The organism is Enterococcus gilvus ATCC BAA-350 (assembly GCF_000407545.1).
GTDB lineage: Bacteria > Bacillota > Bacilli > Lactobacillales > Enterococcaceae > Enterococcus_A > Enterococcus_A gilvus.
Map to the genome: position 1 here is coordinate 1 of NZ_ASWH01000001.1, position 24006 is coordinate 24006.

23 protein-coding genes, 1 rRNA gene and 1 other annotated feature are annotated in these 24006 nt (G+C 37.9%); of the genes, 8 read left to right on the forward strand and 16 right to left on the reverse strand.

The window, feature by feature from the left end:
• Positions 1 to 571, reverse strand: a 16S ribosomal RNA gene (locus I592_RS00005); the annotation flags it as partial.
• A 604-nt stretch (positions 572 to 1175) separates the two neighbouring features.
• Here I592_RS00005 and croR point away from each other — a divergent pair.
• From croR to serS, 3 genes are all read left to right on the forward strand, one after another.
• Positions 1176 to 1865, forward strand: coding sequence for a response regulator transcription factor CroR (gene croR, locus I592_RS00010; RefSeq protein WP_010782286.1), 690 nt, complete (start codon positions 1176 to 1178; stop codon positions 1863 to 1865).
• Positions 1855 to 3036, forward strand: a complete 1182-nt coding sequence (locus tag I592_RS00015) for a sensor histidine kinase (RefSeq protein WP_010782285.1) — start codon at positions 1855 to 1857, stop codon at positions 3034 to 3036. The genes croR and I592_RS00015 overlap by 11 nt, the downstream gene beginning before the upstream one ends.
• Before the next feature lie 30 nt (positions 3037 to 3066).
• Positions 3067 to 3276 (forward strand) — a binding site (T-box leader).
• Positions 3277 to 3320: 44 nt separating this feature from the next.
• Positions 3321 to 4601, forward strand: a complete 1281-nt coding sequence (serS, locus tag I592_RS00020; protein ID WP_010782284.1) for a serine--tRNA ligase — start codon at positions 3321 to 3323, stop codon at positions 4599 to 4601.
• A 60-nt stretch (positions 4602 to 4661) separates the two neighbouring features.
• Here serS and guaB read toward each other — a convergent pair whose 3' ends face one another.
• Complete coding sequence (gene guaB / locus I592_RS00025; RefSeq protein ID WP_010782283.1) at positions 4662 to 6146, reverse strand: IMP dehydrogenase; 1485 nt, start codon at positions 6144 to 6146, stop codon at positions 4662 to 4664.
• A 95-nt stretch (positions 6147 to 6241) separates the two neighbouring features.
• On the reverse strand, positions 6242 to 6724 hold the full coding sequence (locus I592_RS00030; protein WP_010782282.1) for a MerR family transcriptional regulator: 483 nt from the start codon (positions 6722 to 6724) through the stop codon (positions 6242 to 6244).
• Positions 6725 to 6866: 142 nt separating this feature from the next.
• Here I592_RS00030 and I592_RS00035 point away from each other — a divergent pair, with 142 nt between their 5' ends.
• Both I592_RS00035 and I592_RS00040 read left to right on the forward strand, forming a co-directional pair.
• Positions 6867 to 8333, forward strand: a complete 1467-nt coding sequence (locus I592_RS00035) for an MDR family MFS transporter (protein ID WP_010782281.1) — start codon at positions 6867 to 6869, stop codon at positions 8331 to 8333.
• Positions 8330 to 9040, forward strand: a complete 711-nt coding sequence (locus I592_RS00040) for a DUF4811 domain-containing protein (RefSeq protein ID WP_010782280.1) — start codon at positions 8330 to 8332, stop codon at positions 9038 to 9040. The genes I592_RS00035 and I592_RS00040 overlap by 4 nt, the downstream gene beginning before the upstream one ends.
• Positions 9041 to 9169: 129 nt before the next feature.
• Here I592_RS00040 and I592_RS00045 read toward each other — a convergent pair whose 3' ends face one another.
• The 7 genes from I592_RS00045 to I592_RS00075 form a co-directional block, all read right to left on the reverse strand.
• Entirely contained in the window at positions 9170 to 9874 is a 705-nt protein-coding gene (locus I592_RS00045; RefSeq protein ID WP_010782279.1) for a DUF1129 domain-containing protein, read from the reverse strand.
• Positions 9875 to 9887: 13 nt separating this feature from the next.
• Positions 9888 to 10988, reverse strand: coding sequence for a redox-regulated ATPase YchF (ychF, locus tag I592_RS00050; protein WP_010782278.1), 1101 nt, complete (start codon positions 10986 to 10988; stop codon positions 9888 to 9890).
• 33 nt (positions 10989 to 11021) lie between these two features.
• Positions 11022 to 11216: a DUF951 domain-containing protein gene (locus I592_RS00055; protein ID WP_010782277.1), complete on the reverse strand. Its 195-nt coding sequence runs from the start codon at positions 11214 to 11216 to the stop codon at positions 11022 to 11024.
• Positions 11217 to 11263: 47 nt separating this feature from the next.
• Entirely contained in the window at positions 11264 to 12154 is an 891-nt protein-coding gene (locus tag I592_RS00060) for a ParB/RepB/Spo0J family partition protein (protein WP_010782276.1), read from the reverse strand.
• Positions 12141 to 12908, reverse strand: a complete 768-nt coding sequence (locus I592_RS00065) for a ParA family protein (protein WP_010782275.1) — start codon at positions 12906 to 12908, stop codon at positions 12141 to 12143. The genes I592_RS00060 and I592_RS00065 overlap by 14 nt, the downstream gene beginning before the upstream one ends.
• A 66-nt stretch (positions 12909 to 12974) precedes the next feature.
• On the reverse strand, positions 12975 to 13688 hold the full coding sequence (gene rsmG, locus I592_RS00070) for a 16S rRNA (guanine(527)-N(7))-methyltransferase RsmG (protein WP_010782274.1): 714 nt from the start codon (positions 13686 to 13688) through the stop codon (positions 12975 to 12977).
• 119 nt (positions 13689 to 13807) lie between these two features.
• Positions 13808 to 14698 carry a LysR family transcriptional regulator gene (locus I592_RS00075; RefSeq protein ID WP_010782273.1) on the reverse strand — a complete coding sequence of 297 codons (891 nt, stop codon included), beginning with the start codon at positions 14696 to 14698 and terminating at the stop codon, positions 13808 to 13810.
• A gap of 148 nt (positions 14699 to 14846) precedes the next feature.
• Between I592_RS00075 and I592_RS00080 the strand changes: the two genes are divergently transcribed.
• The 3 genes from I592_RS00080 (at position 14847) to aroD (ending at position 17868) form a co-directional block, all read left to right on the forward strand.
• Entirely contained in the window at positions 14847 to 16055 is a 1209-nt protein-coding gene (locus I592_RS00080) for an MFS transporter (protein WP_010782272.1), read from the forward strand.
• A gap of 171 nt (positions 16056 to 16226) precedes the next feature.
• A complete protein-coding gene (locus I592_RS00085) occupies positions 16227 to 17105 on the forward strand; it encodes a shikimate dehydrogenase (protein WP_010782271.1) in 879 nt (292 codons plus the stop codon).
• A gap of 10 nt (positions 17106 to 17115) precedes the next feature.
• Entirely contained in the window at positions 17116 to 17868 is a 753-nt protein-coding gene (gene aroD / locus I592_RS00090; protein ID WP_010782270.1) for a type I 3-dehydroquinate dehydratase, read from the forward strand.
• Positions 17869 to 18032: 164 nt separating this feature from the next.
• On the opposite strand, the gene mnmG is transcribed toward aroD, so the two are convergent.
• The 6 genes from mnmG to rpmH form a co-directional block, all read right to left on the reverse strand.
• Positions 18033 to 19934: a tRNA uridine-5-carboxymethylaminomethyl(34) synthesis enzyme MnmG gene (mnmG, locus tag I592_RS00095; RefSeq protein WP_010782269.1), complete on the reverse strand. Its 1902-nt coding sequence runs from the start codon at positions 19932 to 19934 to the stop codon at positions 18033 to 18035.
• 17 nt (positions 19935 to 19951) lie between these two features.
• Complete coding sequence (mnmE, locus tag I592_RS00100) at positions 19952 to 21349, reverse strand: tRNA uridine-5-carboxymethylaminomethyl(34) synthesis GTPase MnmE (protein ID WP_010782268.1); 1398 nt, start codon at positions 21347 to 21349, stop codon at positions 19952 to 19954.
• Between the two features lie 217 nt (positions 21350 to 21566).
• Positions 21567 to 22325, reverse strand: coding sequence for an RNA-binding cell elongation regulator Jag/EloR (jag, locus tag I592_RS00105; RefSeq protein WP_010782267.1), 759 nt, complete (start codon positions 22323 to 22325; stop codon positions 21567 to 21569).
• A gap of 61 nt (positions 22326 to 22386) precedes the next feature.
• Entirely contained in the window at positions 22387 to 23208 is an 822-nt protein-coding gene (locus I592_RS00110; protein ID WP_010782266.1) for a YidC/Oxa1 family membrane protein insertase, read from the reverse strand.
• A gap of 17 nt (positions 23209 to 23225) precedes the next feature.
• Positions 23226 to 23561 (reverse strand): ribonuclease P protein component, encoded by a 336-nt coding sequence (gene rnpA / locus I592_RS00115; protein ID WP_010782265.1) that lies wholly within the window; start codon positions 23559 to 23561, stop codon positions 23226 to 23228.
• Positions 23562 to 23698: 137 nt separating this feature from the next.
• Positions 23699 to 23833 (reverse strand): 50S ribosomal protein L34, encoded by a 135-nt coding sequence (rpmH, locus tag I592_RS00120; protein WP_006703104.1) that lies wholly within the window; start codon positions 23831 to 23833, stop codon positions 23699 to 23701.
• Positions 23834 to 24006: the final 173 nt, after the last annotated feature.

Sequence of the window (24006 nt, forward strand, 5' to 3'; positions counted from 1 at the left end):
ACAACGCTTGCCACCTACGTATTACCGCGGCTGCTGGCACGTAGTTAGCCGTGGCTTTCTGGTCAGATACCGTCAAGGGATGAACATTTTACTCTCATCCTTGTTCTTCTCTAACAACAGAGTTTTACGATCCGAAAACCTTCTTCACTCACGCGGCGTTGCTCGGTCAGACTTTCGTCCATTGCCGAAGATTCCCTACTGCTGCCTCCCGTAGGAGTTTGGGCCGTGTCTCAGTCCCAATGTGGCCGATCACCCTCTCAGGTCGGCTATGCATCGTTGCCTTGGTGAGCCGTTACCTCACCAACTAGCTAATGCACCGCGGGTCCATCCATCAGTGACGCAAAAGCGCCTTTCAAATAGAAACCATGCGGTTTCTATTGTTATACGGTATTAGCACCTGTTTCCAAGTGTTATCCCCTTCTGATGGGCAGGTTACCCACGTGTTACTCACCCGTTCGCCACTCCTTTTCTTTCGGTGGAGCAAGCTCCGGTGAAAGAAAAAGCGTTCGACTTGCATGTATTAGGCACGCCGCCAGCGTTCGTCCTGAGCCAGGATCAAACTCTCATATAAAGTGTTTGAAACAATCTTGCGATTGTTAAGCTCAATTTTAATAATTGACTTGCTAGCATATTGCTTGCAATGTTGTTTGCTTCTATAGAATAGAAGCGCCCTACACATTTGGTTTGTTTTATTCGTTCAGTTTTCAAAGGTCTACATTGGTTGTCACTTTGTTTCAGCAACTTTTATATCTTAACAGGTTACTGAGCGAATGTCAACAACCTTTTTGAAGTTTGTTCAAAAAAGTGTTGCCATCGCTTTATGCGACTTTGTTATAATAACTGGTAACCAATTATTTGTCAACAACTTTTTTTAGGTGCTCCGAAAGATTTTTTTCTGCTTCAGAACATAGATTAATATAGCAGTTTTAATGAGTCTGGTCAACGGAAAAATAGCTATTTTATCGACTTTTTTTAAAAGCGATAGATAAAGGTATATATATAGATTTTGTTCGCTTTTCCATTTTAGAAAGCACTCTTTTCTTTGCTATAATAAATTAATCTTCGTCATTTTATTTTTGATTTTTCCTTAACTCATGATGCTGTCTTTCGCCTTCCCGTGATTTCTTTGGTAAAATATGGATGTAATTACTTTTTTATGGACGGAGGAACATTTAATGAAAGTATTGGTTGCAGATGATGATAAAGAAATTGTAGAACTGCTGAGTATTTATTTACACAACGAAGGTTATGAAGTTGTTAAAGCATATGATGGAAAAGAAGCCTTAAGCAAGCTTCGTACAACAAATGATATCGACTTACTTATATTAGATATTATGATGCCCGTTATGGATGGCATGCAAGTTGTTAAAGAATTGAGAAAGGAATCTCAAATCCCTATCATAATGCTTACTGCTAAAACAACAGATATGGACAAAATCAAAGGATTAGTCGCTGGTGCTGATGATTATGTAACAAAACCGTTTAACCCTTTAGAGGTGATGGCGCGAGTGAAGTCTCTACTACGTCGAACACAGATGCACGTTGCTGAAGATCAACCAGACATTCTTGAAATTCAATCCTTGATTATCAATAAAGATTCACACGAAGTAACGACGGTCGATGGAAAAGAAATTCAACTAACTGCCCTAGAGTTTGGAATTCTTTACTTATTAGCAAGTCATCCCAATCGTGTTTTCAGTGCGGACGAAATTTTTGAACGTGTATGGAAACAAGAAAGTATCGTCTCAGCAAAAACGGTCATGGTCCATGTCAGCCACTTACGTGATAAGATCGAAGAAGCGACTGATGGTGAAAAAGTGATCCAAACCGTTTGGGGTGTGGGTTATAAAATAGATGCCAAATAAAGTAGAAAAGAAGAAACGTATTACCCTTACTTCAAAAGAGGTCAGCGAATTAATTGCTGAAGGAATTGTTACTGTCATCTTATTGCTTCTATTAAATGTAGCAATTATGGTACTTTTTACTCAGATGCTCAGCAACTCTCCTGATTTGAGTGATGCAATTTATCGTTCAAAGGATATTTTCGCTAGTAATTTTGGAAGCGACATTTTCTGGAGTGGACGTAATTTTGTTATTCCTCTTTTTATTATTATTGATATTCTCATTGTTTTCTGGCGTTTAATTAGACGCTATAGACAGATGCAATTACGTCATATCATTAATGAATTGCATTATATTGCCAATGGAAATTATGATTATCGGATTCCATTTGAATTGCGTGGAGATCTTAGTAAGGTCGTTGACAGTATTAACGGGCTAGTAGACAGTACCGTTGCCGCTATTGAGGATGAACGCGAAATTGAAAAATCAAAAGACGAATTAATTACGAATGTCAGTCATGATATCCGTACGCCATTAACTTCAATCATTGGTTATCTTGGTTTAATTGAAGACGGTCAATACCAAAATGACGAAGAAATTCTCAAATATACCAGTATTGCCTATAAAAAGGCTAAACAGATGAAATCTTTAGTAGAAGACTTATTTGAATATTCGAAGGTGCGTCAACCTTCTGTTCCAGTCAATAATGTTTCTTTTGACATGGTACAGCTATTGGAGCAACTTGCTGCTGATTTTGAACTAGAAGCTAAGAAAAAGAATATTATGATTCAAGTTGATACAAAGGAAAGCCAATTAGTTATGGATGGCGATACCGAAAAGCTCGTCCGCGTGTTTAATAATCTAATTACAAACGCCTTAAAATACGGCACTGGTGCTAATAAAATAGTCATTGAGATAGAAAAAACAAAAAATGAAGCTGTCGTAACTGTCAAAAATAATGGAGAACCTATTCCTAGAGAAGCTCTGGATCAATTATTTGATCGTTTTTACAGAGTTGACGGCTCTCGTTCTCAAGAAATCAGTGGTACCGGATTAGGCCTTGCTATTGCTCAAAATATCGTCAATTTACATGGTGGTTATATTTACGCACAGTCAAATAATGATTGGACGTCGTTTATCATTCATTTACCGCTCTATAAGAATCAGTTGAAGACCCTTCCAGATAATTATTGACTTTATTTTTCCAATTGCTTATACTTGTCTCAATATGATACGCAGGAAACCAAGTACGTAGTTTTGTTTTTTTAGAGAGTTGATGGCTGGTGGAAATCAACAGAACATTCTACGGAAATCCAGTTTCAATGTCTGTGTTTTTTGAAAGAAAAACCGGTTGACGTCGATATACGTCGTTCAAGTGCAGCTTTTGCTGAATTTGGGTGGTACCGCGAAATTCAACACCGTTTCGTCCCTATTTAACGGGATGAGACGGTGTTTTTTATTTTAAAGGAGGAAAAATAATGCTAGATGTAAAAATGATTCGTAACAACTTTTCTGAAGTAAATGAAAAATTAGCAACTCGAGGCGTAAAGGAAGACGTCTTAAAGCACTTCTTAGATCTAGATGAACAACGCCGTCAACTATTAGTAAAAACGGAAGAGTTAAAAAAATACCGTAATGATGTTTCAAATGAAATTGCAAAATTGAAGCGTGAAAAAAATGATGCTGCTGATAAAATTGCTGAAATGAAGGAAGTTGGTATTAAAATCAAAGATTTCGATACTCTGGTAGCGGGTATTGATGAACAATTAACCGAAATCACAACAACCTTACCAAACTTGCCTCATGATTCTGTACCCATCGGTGAAGATGAAGACGACAATGTGGAAGTTCGTCGCTGGAGTACTCCGCGTCAATTTTCTTTCGAACCAAAACCACATTGGGAAGTTGCAGAGAACCTTGATATTTTAGATTTCGAACGCGGTGCAAAGGTTTCGGGAAGCCGCTTTGTTTACTACAAAGGATTAGGCGCTCGATTAGAACGTGCTGTTTATAATTTTATGTTAGATGAACACGTTTATGAGCAAGGGTATACTGAAATGATTACTCCTTATTTGGTCAATAGTAAATCAATGTTTGGTACGGGACAGTTTCCTAAATTTAAAGAAGATGTCTTTCAGGTGGAGGATCGCGATCTAACTTTGATCCCAACTGCTGAAGTTCCTTTGACTAACTATTATGCAGATGAAATCTTAGATGGTAAGGATTTACCAATTTATTTTACTGCCCTATCTCCTTCTTTTCGTTCTGAAGCAGGCAGTGCAGGTCGTGATACTCGCGGGTTAATTCGTTTGCACCAGTTCCATAAAGTAGAAATGGTTAAGTTTAGCGACAAAGAAACTTCTTATGACGAGCTAGAAAAAATGACTCAAAACGCAGAAGTGATTTTACAAAAATTAAACCTGCCTTATCGTGTTATTACTTTATCTACTGGCGACATGGGATTCTCGGCTGCCAAAACATATGATCTAGAAGTATGGGTCCCTGCTCAAAATACGTATCGAGAAATTAGCTCTTGCTCAAACTGTGAAGATTTCCAAGCTCGCCGCGCAATGATTCGTTATCGCGACGAAGATGGTAAAGTTCAATATGCACACACTTTGAATGGTTCTGGCCTTGCTGTCGGACGTACAGTAACTGCTATTTTAGAAAACTATCAAAATGAAGACGGTTCGATTACCATTCCAGAAGTATTAGTCCCTTATATGGGTAATACAAAAGTCATTAAAAAGGAAAATTAAAAAAACAGCGACTTCTACTTTATGAAGTCGCTGTTTTTATATACAAAGCCGTACTAATTTTTATTGTTCAACTGAATAGTTTGGTGCTTCCTTAGTAATTTGAACATCGTGAGGGTGTGATTCTTTCAATCCATTCCCACTCATTTGAACAAATTGTGCATTTTCTCGAAGGTCTTTTAAATTACCTGCACCAACATAGCCCATACCAGCTTTTAATCCACCAATCATTTGGAAGATAATATCTGCTGCAGTTCCTTTATAAGCAACGCGTCCTTCAATACCCTCTGGCACTAATTTATTGGCTTCATTGACCCCACTTTGGAAATAACGATCACTAGATCCTTTTTCCATCGCGCCTAATGATCCCATACCACGATACGTTTTAAACCGACGTCCTTGGTAAATTTCAAATTCGCCTGGAGACTCATCTGTTCCAGCTAACATTGAACCGAGCATAACTGCATGTCCGCCAGCTGCCAAAGCTTTAACGATATCCCCAGAATATTTAATTCCTCCATCCGCTATAATTGCTTTGCCGTATTGACGAGCAACAGAAGCTGCGTCGTAGATTGCCGTTAATTGAGGAACACCAACGCCGGCAACAACACGTGTTGTACAGATTGAACCAGGGCCAATACCTACTTTTACGACATCAACTCCAGCATCATATAATGCTTTTGCTCCTTCAGCAGTTGCAATATTACCTGCGATTAAAGTAGCGTCTTGGAACGTTTTCCGAATTTCGCTGATTTTGCGTAAAACACCGGCACTATGGCCGTGAGCGGTATCGATGACAATTGCATCAACACCTGCTTTAAGCAACGCTTCCGCCCGTTCAAAAGTATCACTGGTAACCCCGACAGCTGCAGCCACTAACAATCGGCCATGTTCATCTTTTGCCGCATTTGGAAATTCGATTACCTTTTCGATATCTTTGATAGTGATCAAACCACTTAATCGTCCTTCATCATCAACAATCGGTAATTTTTCGATTTTATGTTTTTGCAATGTTTTCTCAGCATCCTGTAGTTTTGTTCCTACTGGCGCTGTTACAAGACCTTCTTTGGTCATGACATCATTAATTAGCATGTCATAATCCGTTACAAATCGCATATCTCGGTTTGTTATGATGCCTACTAATTTTCGATTTTCTAACGTTTCTACGATCGGAACGCCACTAATACGGTAACGACTCATTAAATCTTCCGCATCCTGTACTTTATGTTCTGGTGTTAAGAAAAATGGATCAATGATCACACCACTCTCTGAACGTTTTACTTTACGAACTTCATCTGCTTGGGCAGCAACACTCATATTCTTATGGATGACTCCAAGGCCACCCTGCCGGGCCATAGCGATTGCCATTTTACTATCTGTTACAGTATCCATGCTTGCACTCATTAATGGAATGTTCAACTTGATATTCTTCGCCAATTGTACGCTCATATCTACTTCATTTGGCAATACATGACTTTCCGCCGGAATCAATAAAACATCATCAAATGTCAGACCTTTTTTTGCAAATTTCGTTTCCCAATTAGACATTGTTCGTAACCACTCCCCAGAATTATTTTTAATAAAAAAACTAACAGAATGCACGAGTGAAGTCAACAACTTGTGTTGAAATCCTCATCTAACCTTTATTTTTCTGCTGATTCAAACCATTTTTCGAGTAATTCCGTCGTGATTGGTTCATCTGATGGAAGCGTCTGATACGTTGCTTGGTTTGTCTTGTTGTCTCGAATCAAATAAAAACCCTCTTTATTTGAGAAATCATCTAGAGAGATTACTGTGTAACGATCCTCAATATTCTGTATCCCCTTAAATACTTCACGTATCAATATCTTAGCCTGATGAATGTTCTCCTGTCGCTCTTGTGCCTTTTCAACCGCTGCAGTCAGTGTGTATCCCTCGTCTAAAAAATGCTTGATAATTTCTACCTTAATTACCATTGGCAATCTAAATTTTCGATTCCCGCTTTTTTCACCGGTCGATTCAACATAGCCTTTTTGCTCCCAATAGCGAATTTGTCTAGGTGAAACACCCGTTACTTTACTTAATTCACTGATCCCTACTAATAATTCATCGCTTTCTAGGAGCTGTTTAACCGTATTGTTCTTCAAAACGCATCCCTCTCTTCACTTTATGATTATACTTTCGATAACAACCTTGTCAAGTAAGTTGACAAAAAAATAAAATAGCAGTAAAGTAACAAACGAACATTTATTGTTTCTGAAAATTTTCATAGAGAGAAGGCGTTAGATCGTGAGTAATAAACAAACGGTCGATATTTACGGAAAACCCTACAATCGTTCTTTATTAGTCGTTGTACTATTAATAGGAACTTTTTGTACGGTCTTAAATCAAACATTGTTAACAACAGCTTTTCCTGCACTAATGAAAGCTTTTGATATATCTGCTTCTAGTGTTCAATGGCTGACAACTGGCTTTTTGCTAGTGAACGGGATAATGATCCCCATCAGCGCTTGGCTGATCAATAAATTTAGCTCGAAAAGGTTGTACTTGACCGCAATGACAATCTTCTTGATCGGCACGATTACTTGTTTTGTCGCACCAAATTTTTCTACCTTATTAATAGGACGATTAATACAAGCGGCGGGTGTCGGTATTTCAATGCCGCTATTACAAAACATTATGCTTTCAATTTTCCCTCCAGAAAAACGCGGCTCAGCAATGGGAATGGCCGGAATCGTTATTGGACTTGCTCCAGCCTTAGGCCCCACTCTTTCTGGTTGGATTATTGATCACTATACATGGCGTGACCTATTCGGTATGGTCATTCCAATCGTAATCTTCGTTTTGGTACTTGCTCTCTTCTTAATGAAGAGCGTCATTCAACTATCCAATCCAAGTATCGACGTATTATCAGCCATATTATCAACAGTCGGCTTTGGCAGCCTGCTATATGGCTTTTCTTCTGTCGGTAATGACGGTTGGGGCAGCGCAAAAGTTATCAGCTTTTTAGTTGTTGGTGTTATAGTGATTGGTTTGTTTGTATGGAGACAACTTAGGTTAGAGCATCCCTTTTTGGAATTACGTGTATTCAAATCGCCTATATTTACAATTGCTGCTATTTTAAGTGGTGTCGTAAATATGGCAATGGTGGGCGCTGAAATGGTACTTCCCCTATATATTCAAAATATTCGTGGAGAATCTGCTTTCCACTCAGGGTTGATGTTGTTGCCTGGGGCTTTGGTCATGGGTTTGATGATGCCGATAACTGGTGCTATCTTCGATAAACACGGTGCCAAACGATTAGCAATTAGTGGAATGTTGATCCTGACAGCCGCTACTCTACCTTTTGCCTTTTTAACTGCTGAAACACCTATTGCTATGATCGTTATTTTATATGCAATGCGTATGTTTGGTATCTCGATGGTTATGATGCCTGTCACTACTTCAGGAATGAATGCTTTACCAATGAATTTAATCAGCCACGGGACAGCCGTGAACAATACGTTCCGTCAAGTTGCAAGTTCTATCGGAACAGCTATTTTGATAAGTGTATTAACAAATGTTACAAAAGATAACTTACCTGCAGCGCACTTACTGAAAACACTACCGTTGTCTTATAAAAATCAGGCAATTAACGCCACACTCTCTGGTTATCATGCCGCTTTTTATGTCGCTGTGCTATTTGGTGTCGTAGGTTTTATCATCACTTTTTTCCTGAAAACCAATAAAAAAATGGAAGAAGGTATGACACAATGATTTTTGTTGTAACAGTTATTAGTGTATTAGCTTTCGCATTAACGAATATCTTTGCTAAAAAAACTTGGCAAACCGTTCTTTCGATAATCTTTGCGGGTATCTTTTTAATCAGTCTTGCCCTCATTACAGCAAATGATCATTACCATTATGGAATGAAAAAAGTGACTGAAACAACAACACAAACCCTTCTTTCAACAGCCGACAACAAAGATATGAATATGTTGTTATACCAGCCTCTCGGAGATGGTACAGAAAAGATTTACTTATATAAAACAAATGACTCCCAGAAAAAGCCAAAAACAACTGGAACAGATCATGTTAGCAATATCGTAAAAACGAATCAAAAGAAATCTCAGTTAAAAACGGAGAAAACCTATTGGGTATACAAAAATGATACTACCAAATTCTGGTTTGGACTATCTAGCAAAAATCATCAATTAGTCAAAGAAAGAAATACCTTTGACGTTCAAAACGAATGGTTTGTTTTAAGTACAACTCAGGCAAAAAAATTAGCAAAATTAGCGCAAGAAAATAAGAGTACTATGCAAAATGATGCTAAATTATTTGTCCAAGAAAAAGTTAAAACAGCTATGATGCAAAACCCAACAATGGATCAAACCACCCAACAGAAGATCATCCAAGAAGCAACTTCTGAGTATCAACATCAAGCGATGGCAAAATTAATTGCTAAAATAGAAAAAGAATAAAAAAAGGACTATGCCAATTTAATTTTGGTATAGTCTTTTTGTTTGTTCTGTTCTTTTAATTTAGTTATTCCATATAGGTAGTTATATACAAAATGGGCAACGTCTGAAAGATGAATATTGCCCATTTTGTTATTTTCTTGGTGCAGTAGCTAAACTGCTGATAATTCCAAAACGTTTTTTCAGGTAGTATCGTAAAGCAAGTGCAAGCCCGGATAGCACAATCAAAACGATTGGATCAAGTATAGGATTCAATGATGGTGGTAACAATGCCGCACCGTTGAATACTAAAAACCATACGAGCGTTACAGATACTAATAAGAGAATGGTCTTCCAAGTTTTAGGTTTTTTTGATTTATCTGCACCAGGTTGTTCATACTGATAAACAAACAAGTACATCATATAAAAAACTAGGCCTCCCACAGCTGAGGCAACGATTAAAGCAGTGATACCATAGGTAACAGCTTGTGTTCCACGTGAAACAAACAGACCCATAATACCCGATACTATTCCCAAAAGTCCAAATAATAACAAGAAGTTATCCAGCCACATTAATGAAGCTGTGGTAGATTTTTTTTGTTCAACAGGTTTATTAACGATTGCGTCTAGCCGTTCTGAAACAGTACCGAACAATTGACGTGCTGTTTTCCCTGTTTTTTGTTCTTCAACTAAGACCGGCAGCATCTCATTCAAGGCCGTGATTGTTTGTTCCTCCGTTAAGTTAGCTGCTCTTAAGGATTTTTTTAAGTCAAAAATATACTGCTCATTACGTTTAGTTAATTTCGCTTCAAGTTGAATATTCTCAGCTTGTAGCGCTTGTAATTTTTCTGGTTCCATTGTTTCTTTCCTCCTAAACGTTGAAACGGAACAACATTACATCGCCATCTTGTACAACGTAATCTTTTCCTTCCAATCTGACGCGCCCTGCTTCTTTTGCAGCGTGCATACTGCCATATTTATCTAAATCTTCGAAAGATACTGTTTCAGCACGTATAAATCCGCGCTCAAAATCGGTATGAATGATTCCTGCTGCTTGAGGAGCCTTCATTCCTTTTCGGAAAGTCCATGCACGAACTTCTTGTTCCCCAGCTGTAAAATACGTTGCTAATCCTAACAAATCGTATGCTGTACGGATCAATTGATCAAGTCCAGATTCTTCGATTCCCATTGCTTCTAAAAATTCAGCCTTGTCTTCGTCTTCTAGCTCAGCAATTTCTTCTTCCGCCTCCGCACAAACAACAATGACTTCAGAATGCTCAACAGCAGCAAAATTACGAACAATTTGAACATACTCATTACTATCCGGATCAGCTACCGTATCTTCATCAACATTCGCGACATATAGCACGGGCTTACTTGTTAATAAGAATAAACTTTTGACAATCTTTTCTTCCTCTTCAGTAAACTCAATCGTACGAGCTGATTGTCCTTCTTCTAGTACAGGTTTCAACTTATCTAAAATAGCTAACTCTGCTACCGCATTTTTTTCTTTTGTTTTTGCAACTTTTGCTACACGTGTATAGCGTTTATTGACAGAATCTAGATCCGCCAAGACTAATTCTAAGTTGATCGTCTCGATATCTTCCAACGGATCAACACGACCCTCTACGTGGGTAATATTTTCATTATCAAAGCAACGTACCACATGACAAATAGCGTCTACTTGGCGAATATGACTTAAGAATTGATTTCCTAGTCCTTCGCCTTTACTAGCACCTTTTACGATACCAGCGATATCTGTAAACTCAAAGGTTGTTGGCACTGTCTTTTTGGGATGAACCAATTCAGTTAAACGTTCTAAGCGCCAATCAGGCACCTCTACCATCCCGACATTTGGATCAATCGTTGCGAAAGGATAGTTGGCAGCTTCTGCTCCCGCTTTAGTAATTGCATTAAATAGGGTAGATTTACCAACATTGGGCAATCCTACGATTCCGGCTGTTAAGGCCATGTTTTACTTCACTCTTTCTCTACTAAGGAATTATTATTGAGCAGAATCACTTTTCTTCTCAAGGATTTTTTTCATTTTTTTCTCAAAATCACGTCGTGTCATCATAACTATATGACCACAATTGACACATTTTATCTTTATATCCGCACCCATACGAATGATCTCCCAGCGATTTGTCTGGCAAGCATGCGGTTTTTTCATTTCAACAATATCACCTAAATCATACATCTGGCAAACCCTCCTCGTTCATATTCAATAGTCATTTTCAGTAATGATCAGGATTCATCGAAATGAATATTTAAAATATCTAGGATACGTGTTAAGTCTGAAGGTGATAAATATTCGATCGCAATTTTGCCTTTTCCGTCTTTTTCAACGATTTCGACACCTGTTCCAAATTTATCCATCAAACGGTCTTCACTTTCTCGTAAGTAGTAAGGCTTTTCTTTCGTCAAACGAGGACCTTTTTTCTTGTCTTTCGCTTTTCCTTCATTATATTCATTAACAATTTGTTCTAATTGACGAACAGTCAAATTTTCTTTAACCGCGCGATTGGCCAGTTTTAGAATCTGATCTTTTTTCTTTAATCCCAATAGCGTTCGAGCCTGTCCCATTGATAAACGTTCGTCTTGTACCATCTCTTTTACTAATTTAGGCAAGGTTAACAAACGTAAATAATTGGCAATATACGGTCGGCTTTTTCCTAAACGGTTGGCTACGTCCGCTTGTGTTAATTTCAAATTTTTCATCAGCATTTCATAAGCTTCTGCTTCTTCTAACGGGTTTAAATCCTCACGCTGCAAATTTTCTAATACTGCAATTTGCATCATCGCTTCTTCATCAAACTCACGGATAATCGCTGGAATTGTTTCTTTTCCTGCTAACTTAGATGCACGAAAACGACGTTCTCCAGCAATCAGCTCATATCCTTTAACTGCCGATTTTCTAACAATAATTGGTTGAAAAACACCCGATTGTTCAATCGAATTGGCTAATTCTTGTAATGTCGTTTCATCAAAAGATTTCCGTGGTTGATAGGGGTTTGGACGCAAATCACTCAATGGAATCTCAATAACTTGATCCTTTTTCATATCGACTTCTTCAATCTCAGAAAGGTCTTGGAACAAGGCATCGATCCCTCGGCCTAATCCTTTATTTTTGCTCACGAACTAACACTTCCTTTGCTAGAGCTTGATAAACTTCGGCACCTTTTGAACGTGGATCATAATCAATGATCGGCTTTCCATGACTAGGTGCTTCAGATAAACGGACATTTCTTGGAATAATCGTATCGTAAACTTTTTCTTGGAAATAACGACGGACCTCTTCTACCACTTCTGCACCAAGGTTCGTTCGTGCATCATACATCGTTAAGAGAACACCTTCAATCTCTAGTCCGGGATTAAAGTGTTTTTGAACCAATCTAACTGTATTTAACAGCTGACTCAATCCTTCCAATGCATAGTATTCACATTGAACAGGAATTAAAATAGCATCACTTGCCGTGAATGCATTGATCGTCAAATGCCCTAAAGATGGGGGGCAATCAACTAAAATGAAGTCATAATCATCACTTACTTCTGCTAAAGCGCTCTTCAGGCGTGATTCTCTTGCCATCATAGAAGTCAATTCAATCTCTGCCCCAGCCAACTGCAAAGTAGCCGGTACGATGGATAAATTCTCTCGCGATGTCTCAATTATTGTATCTTTAATAGGAACTTCATTGACTAAAACATCATAAATATCTTGTTTTACGTCCGGTTTACGCACTCCTAAACCACTTGTAGCATTTCCTTGTGCGTCGCTGTCAATCAGCAAGACCTTTTTACCATCATAAGCTAAGCACGCACCCAAATTGACGGTTGTCGTTGTTTTTCCAACACCGCCTTTTTGGTTTGCAACAGATATGATCCGTGCCATCTAATTTCCTCCTAGTTCATACAAATTAAATCTATTTCCATTAATCGAAAATAAATTGAATATCCTTTATTTTAACGGTTGCTTATTAGGCAAACCTGGTTTACGTGGATATTTTTTAGGTGTTTCCTTCTTTTTTTGTATCGTGATAATATGGCGCGTATCACCATTTGGCAATGAAACATCTTCCGCTTGAATCAACTTTCCGCCCAATAGAGCGATCGCTGGTCTAGCTTCTTCCAACTCTTCCTCACTCTGAGCTGCCTTTAGGGCAAAGAAATAGCCGTTCTTTTTAACCAATGGCAAACAAAGTTCTGATAAAACACTTAATCGTGCAACCGCTCGAGCAGTCACAAAATCATAACTTTCTCGAAAGTTCGAATTTTGTCCAAACGTTTCTGCCCTATCATGATATAAATCAACCTTTTCTAATTCTAATGCCTTTATTAAGGATGTCAAAAAAGTGATTCGTTTATTCAAAGAATCGACAATCGTAACTTCTAGTTCAGGGAAAATAATTTTTAATGGCAGACTAGGAAATCCTGCGCCAGATCCTACGTCACATAGTTTCCCCAGCGGCTTGAACGTGTCAGAAAAAGATAACGTAATAGAATCATAAAAATGCTTCAGATATACTTCTTTATGTTCTGTAATTGCCGTGAGATTCATCTTTTGGTTCCACTCAACCAATAAATGAAAATAGGTGTCAAATTGAGCCATCTGTTTTTCGGATAGTTCAATCCCCTGTTTCTCTAATTCCATTTGAAATTCTTCTGGTGTCATAAGAAATCCTTTCATATTCGTGAAACAGCAAAATGTTTCACAGACTATTCTCTACTTTAACTTATTATTGCTTTACATGCAATGGTTTACGTATGTTTCACAATGAGATTAAGAAAGCTTTAACTCCAATTTTTATTCGCATTTTTTAAACAGAAATCATAGAACTTTTTTAACACGGGAATTTCTAAATTATTTTTTTTCACCGCTAAGTATATATTACGATCCTCCAAAACATCACTGATAGCGATTTTTTTTACCGGAAATGAACTAATTGACGGGATATCAGGCATAATAGCAATGCCATAATTTTGACCTACAAAACCCAAAATACTGTGGTCTTCCTCCAATTCACACACAATTTCTAAATTTAAATCGCTATTTTTTATCTGTTGATCTAAATACGGACGTAAACCACTTTGTTTACTGTAATAAACATAGGGATAGTCACTTGTCTGTGATAGAGAGATCGTATCAAATTTTGACAACGGGTGTTCCAAGGGTACGACTACCACCATCTCTTCCTGCGTCAATATTTGGTAAATCAATTCTGGGTCGTTGCTTACCTTTGAACAAATGCCAATATCAATAGAATCTTCAAGCAGCATTTGAATAATTTGATTGGAATTTCCTTGTTGGAACTCAAAATTAATTTTTTGATGTCCTTTTTGATGAAACGATTGTGTCAATTTTGGGGCTAAGTTCGCTCCCATAGTAAAAATAAATCCGAACTGAATTTCTCCTGAGTCTGGATCAACCATTTCTTGCAATTTTCGTTGCCCTTTTTCGATTTCAGCTAAGGCCGGTGCAACATATTCATAAAAAATCCGCCCGTGACGTGTTAATTGAATATTTCTTCCTTTTTTTTCAAATAAGGTGACTCCGATCTCTTGCTCTAGCATCGTCATCGCATGACTAATATTTGGTTGTGATGTATTTGAATCTTTCGCGGCTTGCGTCATATGCTCTGTTTGTGCTAATGTTACAAAAAATTCCAATTGTCGTAAGTTCACTTTACTCACCTCTCTAAGTATAAAATTTATTCATTTAATAGATAGAGTTTATCAATTTTATCGATATAAATCATTAGTTTTTATGACAATTGTGGGTTATTATGTGGGTGACTTCAAGTGAAACAAATCACATGAAAGGGGTCTCATTGTGAAAAAAGAAAATTATCGTTTCTTAATTTCTAGCTTGTACTTCAACTATGTTTTTCAGGGGATGGCTGCCATTCTATTGTCGCAAAACATGACAAGCTTAAAAATACACTGGCAAGCTACTACTGCTCAAGTGACACTGGTTATGAGCGCTATTGGATTAGGGAGAATTTTAAGTCTTTACTTTTCTGGTTACTTTTCGGATAGATTTGGTCGCAAAAAGACAGTGTTGATTGCTATAGGTTCATATATAATCTTTTTCTGTGGTATGTTGTTGAGTTCAAATTATCAATTGGCATTCTTCCTAGCCATGTTTGGCGGTATTAGCAATGCGTTTCTTGATACCAGTACCTATCCAACATTGGTTGAAGCTTATCCTGATGAGAGGGTAAACAGTTCTCTAAGCGTATTGAATAAAGCGTTTATTTCTCTTGGACAATTTCTGCTGCCTTTTATCACACGTTATTTATTACAACACAATCTGTTTTTTGGTTGGCCTTTTATTCTCTGCGCTTTATGTCTTTTGGCTAATATGGCTTATTTATTATTTGCTCGGTTTCCAACGTCTACAACGATCATAAAAAAAGACACGGATACTTCAACAAAAAATACGCTAGTAAATCGAGGAAACTTTAAAATCGATGGGATTGCTTTACTGATTTTCTCATTTGTATCGGTCTCCTTATTTAATGTGTTTATTTTATGGATTCCTCAATACGCTGAAAGTATGCGCATCGTCTCTCATGAGAATAGCTTGATCTTCGTAAGCCTTTATAGCACCGGATCTTTTATTTCTGTTTTCTTTACTTCAGGGATTGTTAAAAAAGGGATTAGCATTCCGAAATTTATCAGTTTTTGCCTTTCAATTTCTGGGCTAGCACTGCTTTCCATGCTCATTTATCCAAGCTTTTTGACAATCGTTTTAGCCGCAATCTGCATAGGTATCTTCGCAGCAGGTGGTATTTGGCAATTAGGGCTAGCGCTAATGTTGGAATTATTTCCTAAAAAGAAGGGAAAATGCACGAGCTATTATTCATTAGCAACCTCCGTTTCTATTATGGTCACGCCTTATATAACCGGCGTTCTCAGCGAGCAGAAGATCACCTACGTTTTTTGGTTCGTTTTTCTTCTAAATATTATCGGGTTAGCAGCTTCGCTCGTCATCGTTCATCGATATACGAAATTGATAAAACGACTAGTATTAAACTAGTCGTTTTATTTATTTGCTTTATTAGTTTCATCAATATAAAGCATTAGTTTTTCAAAGGAATAGCTTTTAAAATAAAGATAATAACTTGTGATTTTTTTCATAATCATTTTATTTATAAAACGCTTCGCTTGAGAAACTACGAACAAAAAAATTGAAAAGAGGAATTTACCCATGACAGAACGCTTAACTGGACACACTTTATTGATTAGTTTGATCGCAACACCAATTCGCCACAGCATGTCTCCTACGATGCACAATGAAGCTTTCGCTAAATTGGGACTTGATTACGCTTATTTAGCTTTTGAAGTTGGAAACAAGGAGCTGAAGGATACCATTCAAGGCATTCGTGCTTTAGGAATACGTGGTTCGAATGTATCCATGCCTAATAAGCAAGCCATTATCCCTTATCTAGATGAAGTATCCCCAGAAGCAACTTTAATTGGTGCAGTAAATACCGTAACGAATGTTGATGGGAAAGGGCATCTGGTAGGTTACAATACTGACGGTATTGGTGCGATGGAAGCTCTGAAAGATGAAGGAGTCGAGGTAAAAGGACAGATTATTACTTTGACAGGAGCTGGCGGTGCAGGGACAGCAATTGCCATTCAAGCTGCTTTTGATGGAGCAAAGGAATTAAGAATTTTCAATATTCATGATACTGTTTATTCAAATGCTGAAGAAACAGTGCGTAAGATCAATGAAAATACTGAATGTAAAGCAACTATTACTGATCTAGCTGATCAAGAAGCATTTAAAACTTCTATTTCGGAAAGCAGTATTTATATTGATGCAACAGGTGTAGGCATGAAGCCTCTAGAAGACACAAGCTTGATTAATGATCCCACAGTTATACGTCCAGACTTAGTTGTTTTTGATGTTGTGTATTCTCCACGTGAAACGAAATTATTGAAATTTGCGAAAGAAAATGGCGCAAAAAAAGCGATCAATGGACTTGGTATGATGCTTTATCAGGGAGCAGCCGCTTTTAAATTATTTACGGGTGAAGATATGCCTGTTGACTACATTAAAGATCTTTTATTCAAAGATTAGGAGGAAAGAAATGAAAAAAGTAACCGTTGATCACATTACGATCGGTGACGGTCTTCCAAAAATCATTGTCCCGATGGTAGGCAATACCGTAGAAGAGTTAGAAAAAGAAGCCGAATTGATTCATACATTAGATTGTGATCTGGTAGAATGGCGAATCGATTTTTTTGAACAGGTTTCGAATTTTCAGGCCGTTGCTTCTCTTTCTCATAACTTAAAAGCCATTTTAGAAAAACCACTTCTAATTACTTTTCGAACGAAAAATGAAGGCGGCGTATACGACCTTTCAGAGAGTGATTATTTTGAACTCTATAAGACAATTATTTCTAATGGAAACTTGAATCTTCTGGATGTCGAATTGTTTATGCCAGAGAAACAAGTAAACGAACTTATTGATCTCGCACATAAGAACGAAATAAAAATTATTATGTGCAATCATGATTTTCAAAAAACACCAAAAAAAGAGGAAATTATCCATCGTTTGCGTTCAATGCAAGATAAAGGCGCAGATATTTGTAAGATTGCGGTAATGCCAACAGCTTCCGAAGATGTTTTAACTTTGCTGGATGCGACTCGAGAAATGTATGAAACCTATGCGCAAGTTCCATTAATAACCATGTCTATGGGGGCGCTGGGTATGATTAGCCGAGTATCAGGACAAGTCTTTGGTTCTGCAGCTACTTTCGGTTCGGCTACAACTGCTTCCGCGCCAGGACAAGTTCCTGTTGTTGAACTACGTAAAATGTTAGAGACATTAAAACAATAAGTTCTTTCAAAAACAGGTGAAATTGTTCACCTGTTTTTTTGTGTTGTAATTTAAAAAGTTAACATATGGTCATTGAAAAATAGACTAAAAAAACGATCGAGCCTTTTTTAAAAAAGCTCGATCGTTTTCAATGCTTGCAGCAAATTACTTTTCTTCTTTATCTTCTAGACCTCTTCGCTGCTCACCTTAGCAATTTTTCCTTGCTCCACATAAACCATTAAAATACTTATGTCTGCTGGATTTACACCACTAATACGGCTAGCTTGTGCAATTGTTTGCGGTTGAATCTTTTGTAATTTTTGTTTTGCTTCTGTAGCCAAACCATTAATTGACTCGTAGTCAATACGCTCTGGAATACGTTTTGCTTCCATTCGCTTCAATTTTTCTACTTTCTCCATCGCTTTTTTGATGTAACCTTCATACTTGATTTGAATTTCTACTTGCTCAATTTCTTTTTCTGTAAGGTTCTCATTAAACGCAATAAACTGCATTAATTCTTGATAGGAAATTTCTGGGCGTTTTAGGAAATCACTCGCTAGAACACCGTCTTTCAATTCTGCGCTATTTTTGCCTTGTAAGAAGCTTTGCACTTCTTTGGTAGGTTTTACCCGAACCGATCGTAAACGAGCCATCTCCGCTTCGATATGAGCCTTTTTGATCAAGAAAGCTTGGTAGTCTTCTTCTTCCACCAAACCAATAGTATGTCCAATTTCAGTCAAACGTAAATCTGCGTTGTCATGGCGTAAAATTAAACGATACTCTGCGCGCGAGGTTAGCAAGCGATAAGGCTCATTGGTTCCTTTTGTAACTAAGTCATCAATCATCACACCGATATATCCATCACTGCGTTTCATGATGAAGGGGTCTTTTCCTTGAATCTTCAATGCTGCATTGATCCCTGCCATCAACCCTTGCCCTGCCGCTTCTTCGTAGCCGCTAGTCCCGTTTGTTTGACCCGCAGTGTAAAGGTTCTCGACTACTTTTGTTTCTAGCGTTGGACGCAATTGGTGAGGGGCAACCATGTCATACTCGATCGCATAACCCGTACGCATCATCTCTGCTTTTTCTAATCCTTCAATTGAATGCAAAACGTCATTTTGCACATCTTCGGGTAGAGAAGTAGATAAACCTTGTACGTACACTTCTTCCGTGTTGCGACCCTCAGGTTCTAAGAACAATTGATGACGCTCTTTATCAGCAAACCGTACGATTTTATCTTCAATCGATGGACAATAGCGCGCACCGACACCGTCGACAATTCCTGTAAACATTGGTGCACGATGCAGATTATTCTGAATGATTTCATGACTTTTTAGGTTTGTATATGTCAGCCAACAAGGAATTTGATTCTGTAAGTATTGGCTATCAGGCGTTTGAAAACCAAAATGATTTGGTTTTTCGTCTCCTGGTTGGATCTCTGTTTTACTGTAATCAATAGAGCCTGATTTTACCCGAGGGGGCGTTCCTGTTTTGAAACGATGAATCTCTAACCCTAATTCTTGTAGATGGTCAGCTAATTTAATTGAGGGCTGTGAATTGTTCGGACCAGAAGAATACTTCAATTCGCCGATAATAATCTCTCCGCGTAAAGCTGTACCTGCTGTGATAATGACTGCTTTTGCTGAATAAACCGCACCTGTAGAAGTTACGACGCCTTTACAAATACCATCCTCCACTACTAATCGATCGACTACACCTTGTTTCAAGGTTAATTTTTCTTCTTTTTCAATAGTATGTTTCATTTCTTCCGCATAGGCGTGTTTATCTGCTTGCGCGCGTAGCGCACGCACAGCCGGACCTTTACCGGTATTCAACATCCGCATTTGAATGTATGTTTTATCAATATTGCGGCCCATTTCTCCACCAAGTGCGTCAATTTCTCGTACAACAACACCTTTGGCTGGCCCACCTATAGATGGATTACATGGCATGAAGGCCACCATGTCCAAATTGATTGTAATCAATAACGTCTTTTGTCCCATTCGTGCAGCTGCTAACGCTGCTTCCGAACCAGCATGCCCAGCTCCGACAACAATGACATCATAATTTCCTGCTTGATATTCCACGTAATTGCTCCTTTTCTCTATTTTCCTAAACAAAATTGACTAAATAATTGAGTGATTAATTCATCTTGTACACTGTCTCCAACAATCTCACCTAAATAGTCCCAACAGCGAGTCATATCGATCTGAACTAAGTCCACCGGCATACCTGCTAGGATTCCATTGCTTACTTCCTTTAAGGATTGTCCCGCTTTTTCGAGCAAGGCGATGTGACGCGTATTTGATACATAAGTAGCATCTTTTTCTCCGGTCTGACCACCAAAGAAAAGTTTAGCGATCGCTTCTTCCAATTGATCTAAGCCAGCTTTTTCTAAAACTGAGATGGCAAAAACTTCATCCGTCCCAAGACACATATTAAGTTCTTCTTGAGATAGTCGACTTGGAAGGTCTGTCTTATTTAGTAGAATTATTCGTTTTAAACCTTGCGTTGCTTTAAGTAATTCTTTGTCCTCTGTAGTGAGCGCCTCACTTTGATTCAAGACTAGCAAAATTAAATCTGCTTCACTCAACGCTTTGCGACTACGTTCAACTCCGATTTTTTCCACCACATCGTCTGTCTCCCGAATACCCGCTGTATCGATCAATTTTAACGGCACTCCACGAACATTGACATATTCTTCAATCACATCTCGTGTTGTCCCAGCTATTTCTGTTACAATCGCTTTTTCCTCGTGTAGCAAATAGTTCAACAAACTGGATTTACCAACGTTAGGTCGACCTATAATAGCCGTGCTAAGTCCTTCTCTCAGGATTTTTCCTTGCTTCGCATTTAATAGTAAAGCGTCGATTTGCTGTCCAACTTGTTGTGCTTTTTCTAATAGTAGTTGTGTCGTTAATTCTTCTACATCATCATATTCAGGATAATCAATATTTACTTCAACCTGTGCTAACGTCCCTAAGATTTCTTGTCGTAATTGACGAATTAAATGCGATAAATTACCGTCAAGTTGATTGATCGCAACGCTCATTGCTCGATCCGTTTTTGCTCGAATCAAATCCATTACAGCCTCTGCTTGCGATAGATCCACCCGTCCATTCAAAAATGCTCTTTTAGTAAACTCACCAGGCTCTGCTAAGCGTGCCCCTGAACGTAAAATCAATTGTAGTAATTGATTGACTACCACGATACCTCCATGACAGTTAATTTCAACAATGTCTTCACGTGTAAATGTTTTCGGTGCGCGCATAACACTGATCATTACCTCATCCACGACCTGTTGCTCCACAGGGTCAATAATGTGTCCATAATGGATGGTATGTGATGGCACATCTGATAAACTTTTTTTCCCACTACGATACACCTTATCCGCAATAGTTACTGCTTGATCGCCACTTAATCTCACAATGCTGATTGCGCCTTCACCTGGGGGCGTTGAAATTGCTGCAATCGTATCAAATTCCAAGGTAATCTCTGCCACTATTTTTCCTCCTATTGCTTAAAAGCATAAAAAAAGTGCCTACTCCACCCCTTAATAAAGGAGTAGATTGAGCACTTTGACTGCTTATCTACAAAATTCTGGTGTAAGATTAGCATATTTTTTTTGACAATTCAAGCGTCCACGCTGAAATAACTCTACTTCTTCAATTTTTAATAAATAAAAAAGCTGCTCCAAGCAACTTGGGCAGCTTCTCTATTTAAAAATACTTTTTCGCCGGTTCAACAACCAGATAACGATAAGGATCTTCGCCTTCTGAATGAGTCTTAATATACTCATCCTTGCTTAAAGCCGAATGGATCATTTTTCTTTCAAAAGCAGGCATCGGTTCTAAAAAGACTGGTCGACCTGTCTCCTTCACTTTCTCAGCAGTGCGCTGAGCCAAACGAGTTAAAACTTCTTCGCGTTTTTGACGATAGTTACCAATATTTACCACCACTGATAATTTATCTTTGGCAACACGATGGAGAAAGACTTGCGATAAATATTGAAGAGCATTTAATATTTTACCATGTTTTCCAATCAGCATTCCTTGTTTGTTCGTTTCTAAATTCATGACGATCAATCCATTAGATTCATGTTGGATCTTAACTAACGCTGGCACGCCCATCCCCTTCGTAATGTCAGTCAAATAAAGGGCTAATTCTTTTATCGCTTCCTCTGCATCTAAATCCACTAATTGATTCGTAGTTTCTGATAGTTCTTCACTATCAGATAAAGGTGTATTTTCTTCTTCCACAACCTTTTTTACAGGTACTTCTACTGATTCAACAGGCTCTTCAGAAATATCATTCTTGGTTGGTTCAATCGAGACCTTTGCGTCTTTCTTTCCCATTCCTAGAAATCCTTTTTTTGCATCTGCTAAAATTTCAATATCGACTTCTTCTTTTGGCATCCCCAAAGCGTGCAATCCTTTTGAAATTGCTTCATCGATCGTTGGACCTTCATAAATAGGCATTTTCTAAACCTCCTTATTTATAAGCAATAAACTACTTTTATTTAAGCTAATTCAGCATTTTCTATTTTTTACGTTTTTTCTTCGGACGTTTTGCTTTTTCCAGTGCCCGTTCTTTTTCTCGAATCTGTCTTGCTACTTCTTCTCTTTCGCGACGGATCTTGAAAGGATTATTGATTAATAGCGTTTGAACTACTTGGAAAGCATTCGATATCACCCAGTACAGTGATAAACCACTTGCCAAATTCAGCGCCATAACAAAAATCATTACAGGCATTGCAAAGTTCATGATTTTCATTGAAGCATTTGATTCGATCTGACTCATACTTGATAAGTAAGTACTCGCAAAAGTAAAGACAGCTGCAAGGATCGGCAGAATAAAGTAAGGATCCGACTGGCTCAAGTTCAACCACATGAAATGACCTGAACGCAATTCTGGAATTCGCAAAATCGCTTGATACAAGGCCATCATAACAGGCATTTGAACAAGTAATGGTAAACAGCCTGCGTAAGGGCTCACATTATTTTCCGCATAAAGCTTTTTCGTTTCTTCTTGTAACTTTTGTTGTGTTTCTTGATCACGAGTGCTGTATCTTTGTTGCAATTCTTTGATTTTTGGTTGTAGTTCTTGCGTTTTACGCATACTTTTTGTTTGGAAATGCATCAATGGCATCAAAATGATTCGGATAATGATTGTAAATAAAATAATCCCGATCCCGACATTTCCAAACGATAAGCCTTTAATTGCTTGTCCAAAGTAATAAACAACGTATCGATCCCACATCCCTGTGCTTTGGGCGCTAACTTCACCCGTTCCACAAGCAGACAATAGGAAAACAAGACTCACCATTCCTGCCATCAATAATATTTTTTTATATTTCTTCACCTAAATCTGTTTCCTTCCTAACTTAGTATTTTCGCTAATTTCAAAACATGTATAAGATTTGAACGCATTTCATCATGAGGCAGATCTTTCGTAGCTGGCCGTGCAATGACGATAAAGTCTATTGGTGGTAAATCTGATTTCAACTCTTGCAAAACAGATCTAATTTGACGTTTTACTTGATTTCGCGCAACGGCATTTCCAATTTTTTTACCAACAGATAAACCTACTCGAAAATGTTTTTGACCAGAAGGTTCTAGACGATAAACTACGAATTTTCGATTCGCAAAAGAAGCACCTTCTTGAAATACTGTTTGAAATTCTCGTTCTTTTTTGACCCGATATTTTTTTCTCATCTAGCTTCCTTCGTTTCCTTTAAATCTATACCTGACAATAATACCATACTTCAAATTAAGGAATCATCCTTATTTACTAGAAAAATTCATTATGAAGCGTATTTTGGATACAAAAAAAACCACTGACCGGCAGTGGCTTAAGCAGCAAGTACTTTTCTTCCTTTACGACGACGGCTTGCTAATACGCGACGGCCGTTTTTAGTGCTCATACGTTTACGGAAACCGTGAACTTTTTGACGTTTACGTTTATTTGGTTGATAAGTTCTTTTCATTTAAATACACCTCCATAGCTAACATTACATAGACATACCCGAATATTATAACGACTGATCCCCTACTTTGTCAATAATGAAATAAAAAAGAGTCTTTAAATAAAGCATTTAATTAAGAAGGAGTGTTTAAGAACAAAAAAAATTATCCACAAAAACTGGGGATAATTCCTTAT

What these genes read in the sequence shown, in the direction of transcription:
- ychF (WP_010782278.1), bottom strand. Translation starts at nt 10,988, where the DNA reads ATGGCCTTAACAGCCGGAATCGTAGGATTGCCCAATGTTGGTAAATCT.
- I592_RS00085 (WP_010782271.1), top strand. Translation starts at nt 16,227, where the DNA reads ATGACAGAACGCTTAACTGGACACACTTTATTGATTAGTTTGATCGCA.
- rnpA (WP_010782265.1), bottom strand. Translation starts at nt 23,561, where the DNA reads ATGAGAAAAAAATATCGGGTCAAAAAAGAACGAGAATTTCAAACAGTA.
- rsmG (WP_010782274.1), bottom strand. Translation starts at nt 13,688, where the DNA reads ATGACACCAGAAGAATTTCAAATGGAATTAGAGAAACAGGGGATTGAA.
- croR (WP_010782286.1), top strand. Translation starts at nt 1,176, where the DNA reads ATGAAAGTATTGGTTGCAGATGATGATAAAGAAATTGTAGAACTGCTG.
- rpmH (WP_006703104.1), bottom strand. Translation starts at nt 23,833, where the DNA reads ATGAAAAGAACTTATCAACCAAATAAACGTAAACGTCAAAAAGTTCAC.
- guaB (WP_010782283.1), bottom strand. Translation starts at nt 6,146, where the DNA reads ATGTCTAATTGGGAAACGAAATTTGCAAAAAAAGGTCTGACATTTGAT.
- I592_RS00015 (WP_010782285.1), top strand. Translation starts at nt 1,855, where the DNA reads ATGCCAAATAAAGTAGAAAAGAAGAAACGTATTACCCTTACTTCAAAA.
- serS (WP_010782284.1), top strand. Translation starts at nt 3,321, where the DNA reads ATGCTAGATGTAAAAATGATTCGTAACAACTTTTCTGAAGTAAATGAA.
- jag (WP_010782267.1), bottom strand. Translation starts at nt 22,325, where the DNA reads ATGCCTATTTATGAAGGTCCAACGATCGATGAAGCAATTTCAAAAGGA.
- I592_RS00040 (WP_010782280.1), top strand. Translation starts at nt 8,330, where the DNA reads ATGATTTTTGTTGTAACAGTTATTAGTGTATTAGCTTTCGCATTAACG.
- I592_RS00045 (WP_010782279.1), bottom strand. Translation starts at nt 9,874, where the DNA reads ATGGAACCAGAAAAATTACAAGCGCTACAAGCTGAGAATATTCAACTT.
- I592_RS00055 (WP_010782277.1), bottom strand. Translation starts at nt 11,216, where the DNA reads ATGTATGATTTAGGTGATATTGTTGAAATGAAAAAACCGCATGCTTGC.
- aroD (WP_010782270.1), top strand. Translation starts at nt 17,116, where the DNA reads ATGAAAAAAGTAACCGTTGATCACATTACGATCGGTGACGGTCTTCCA.
- I592_RS00065 (WP_010782275.1), bottom strand. Translation starts at nt 12,908, where the DNA reads ATGGCACGGATCATATCTGTTGCAAACCAAAAAGGCGGTGTTGGAAAA.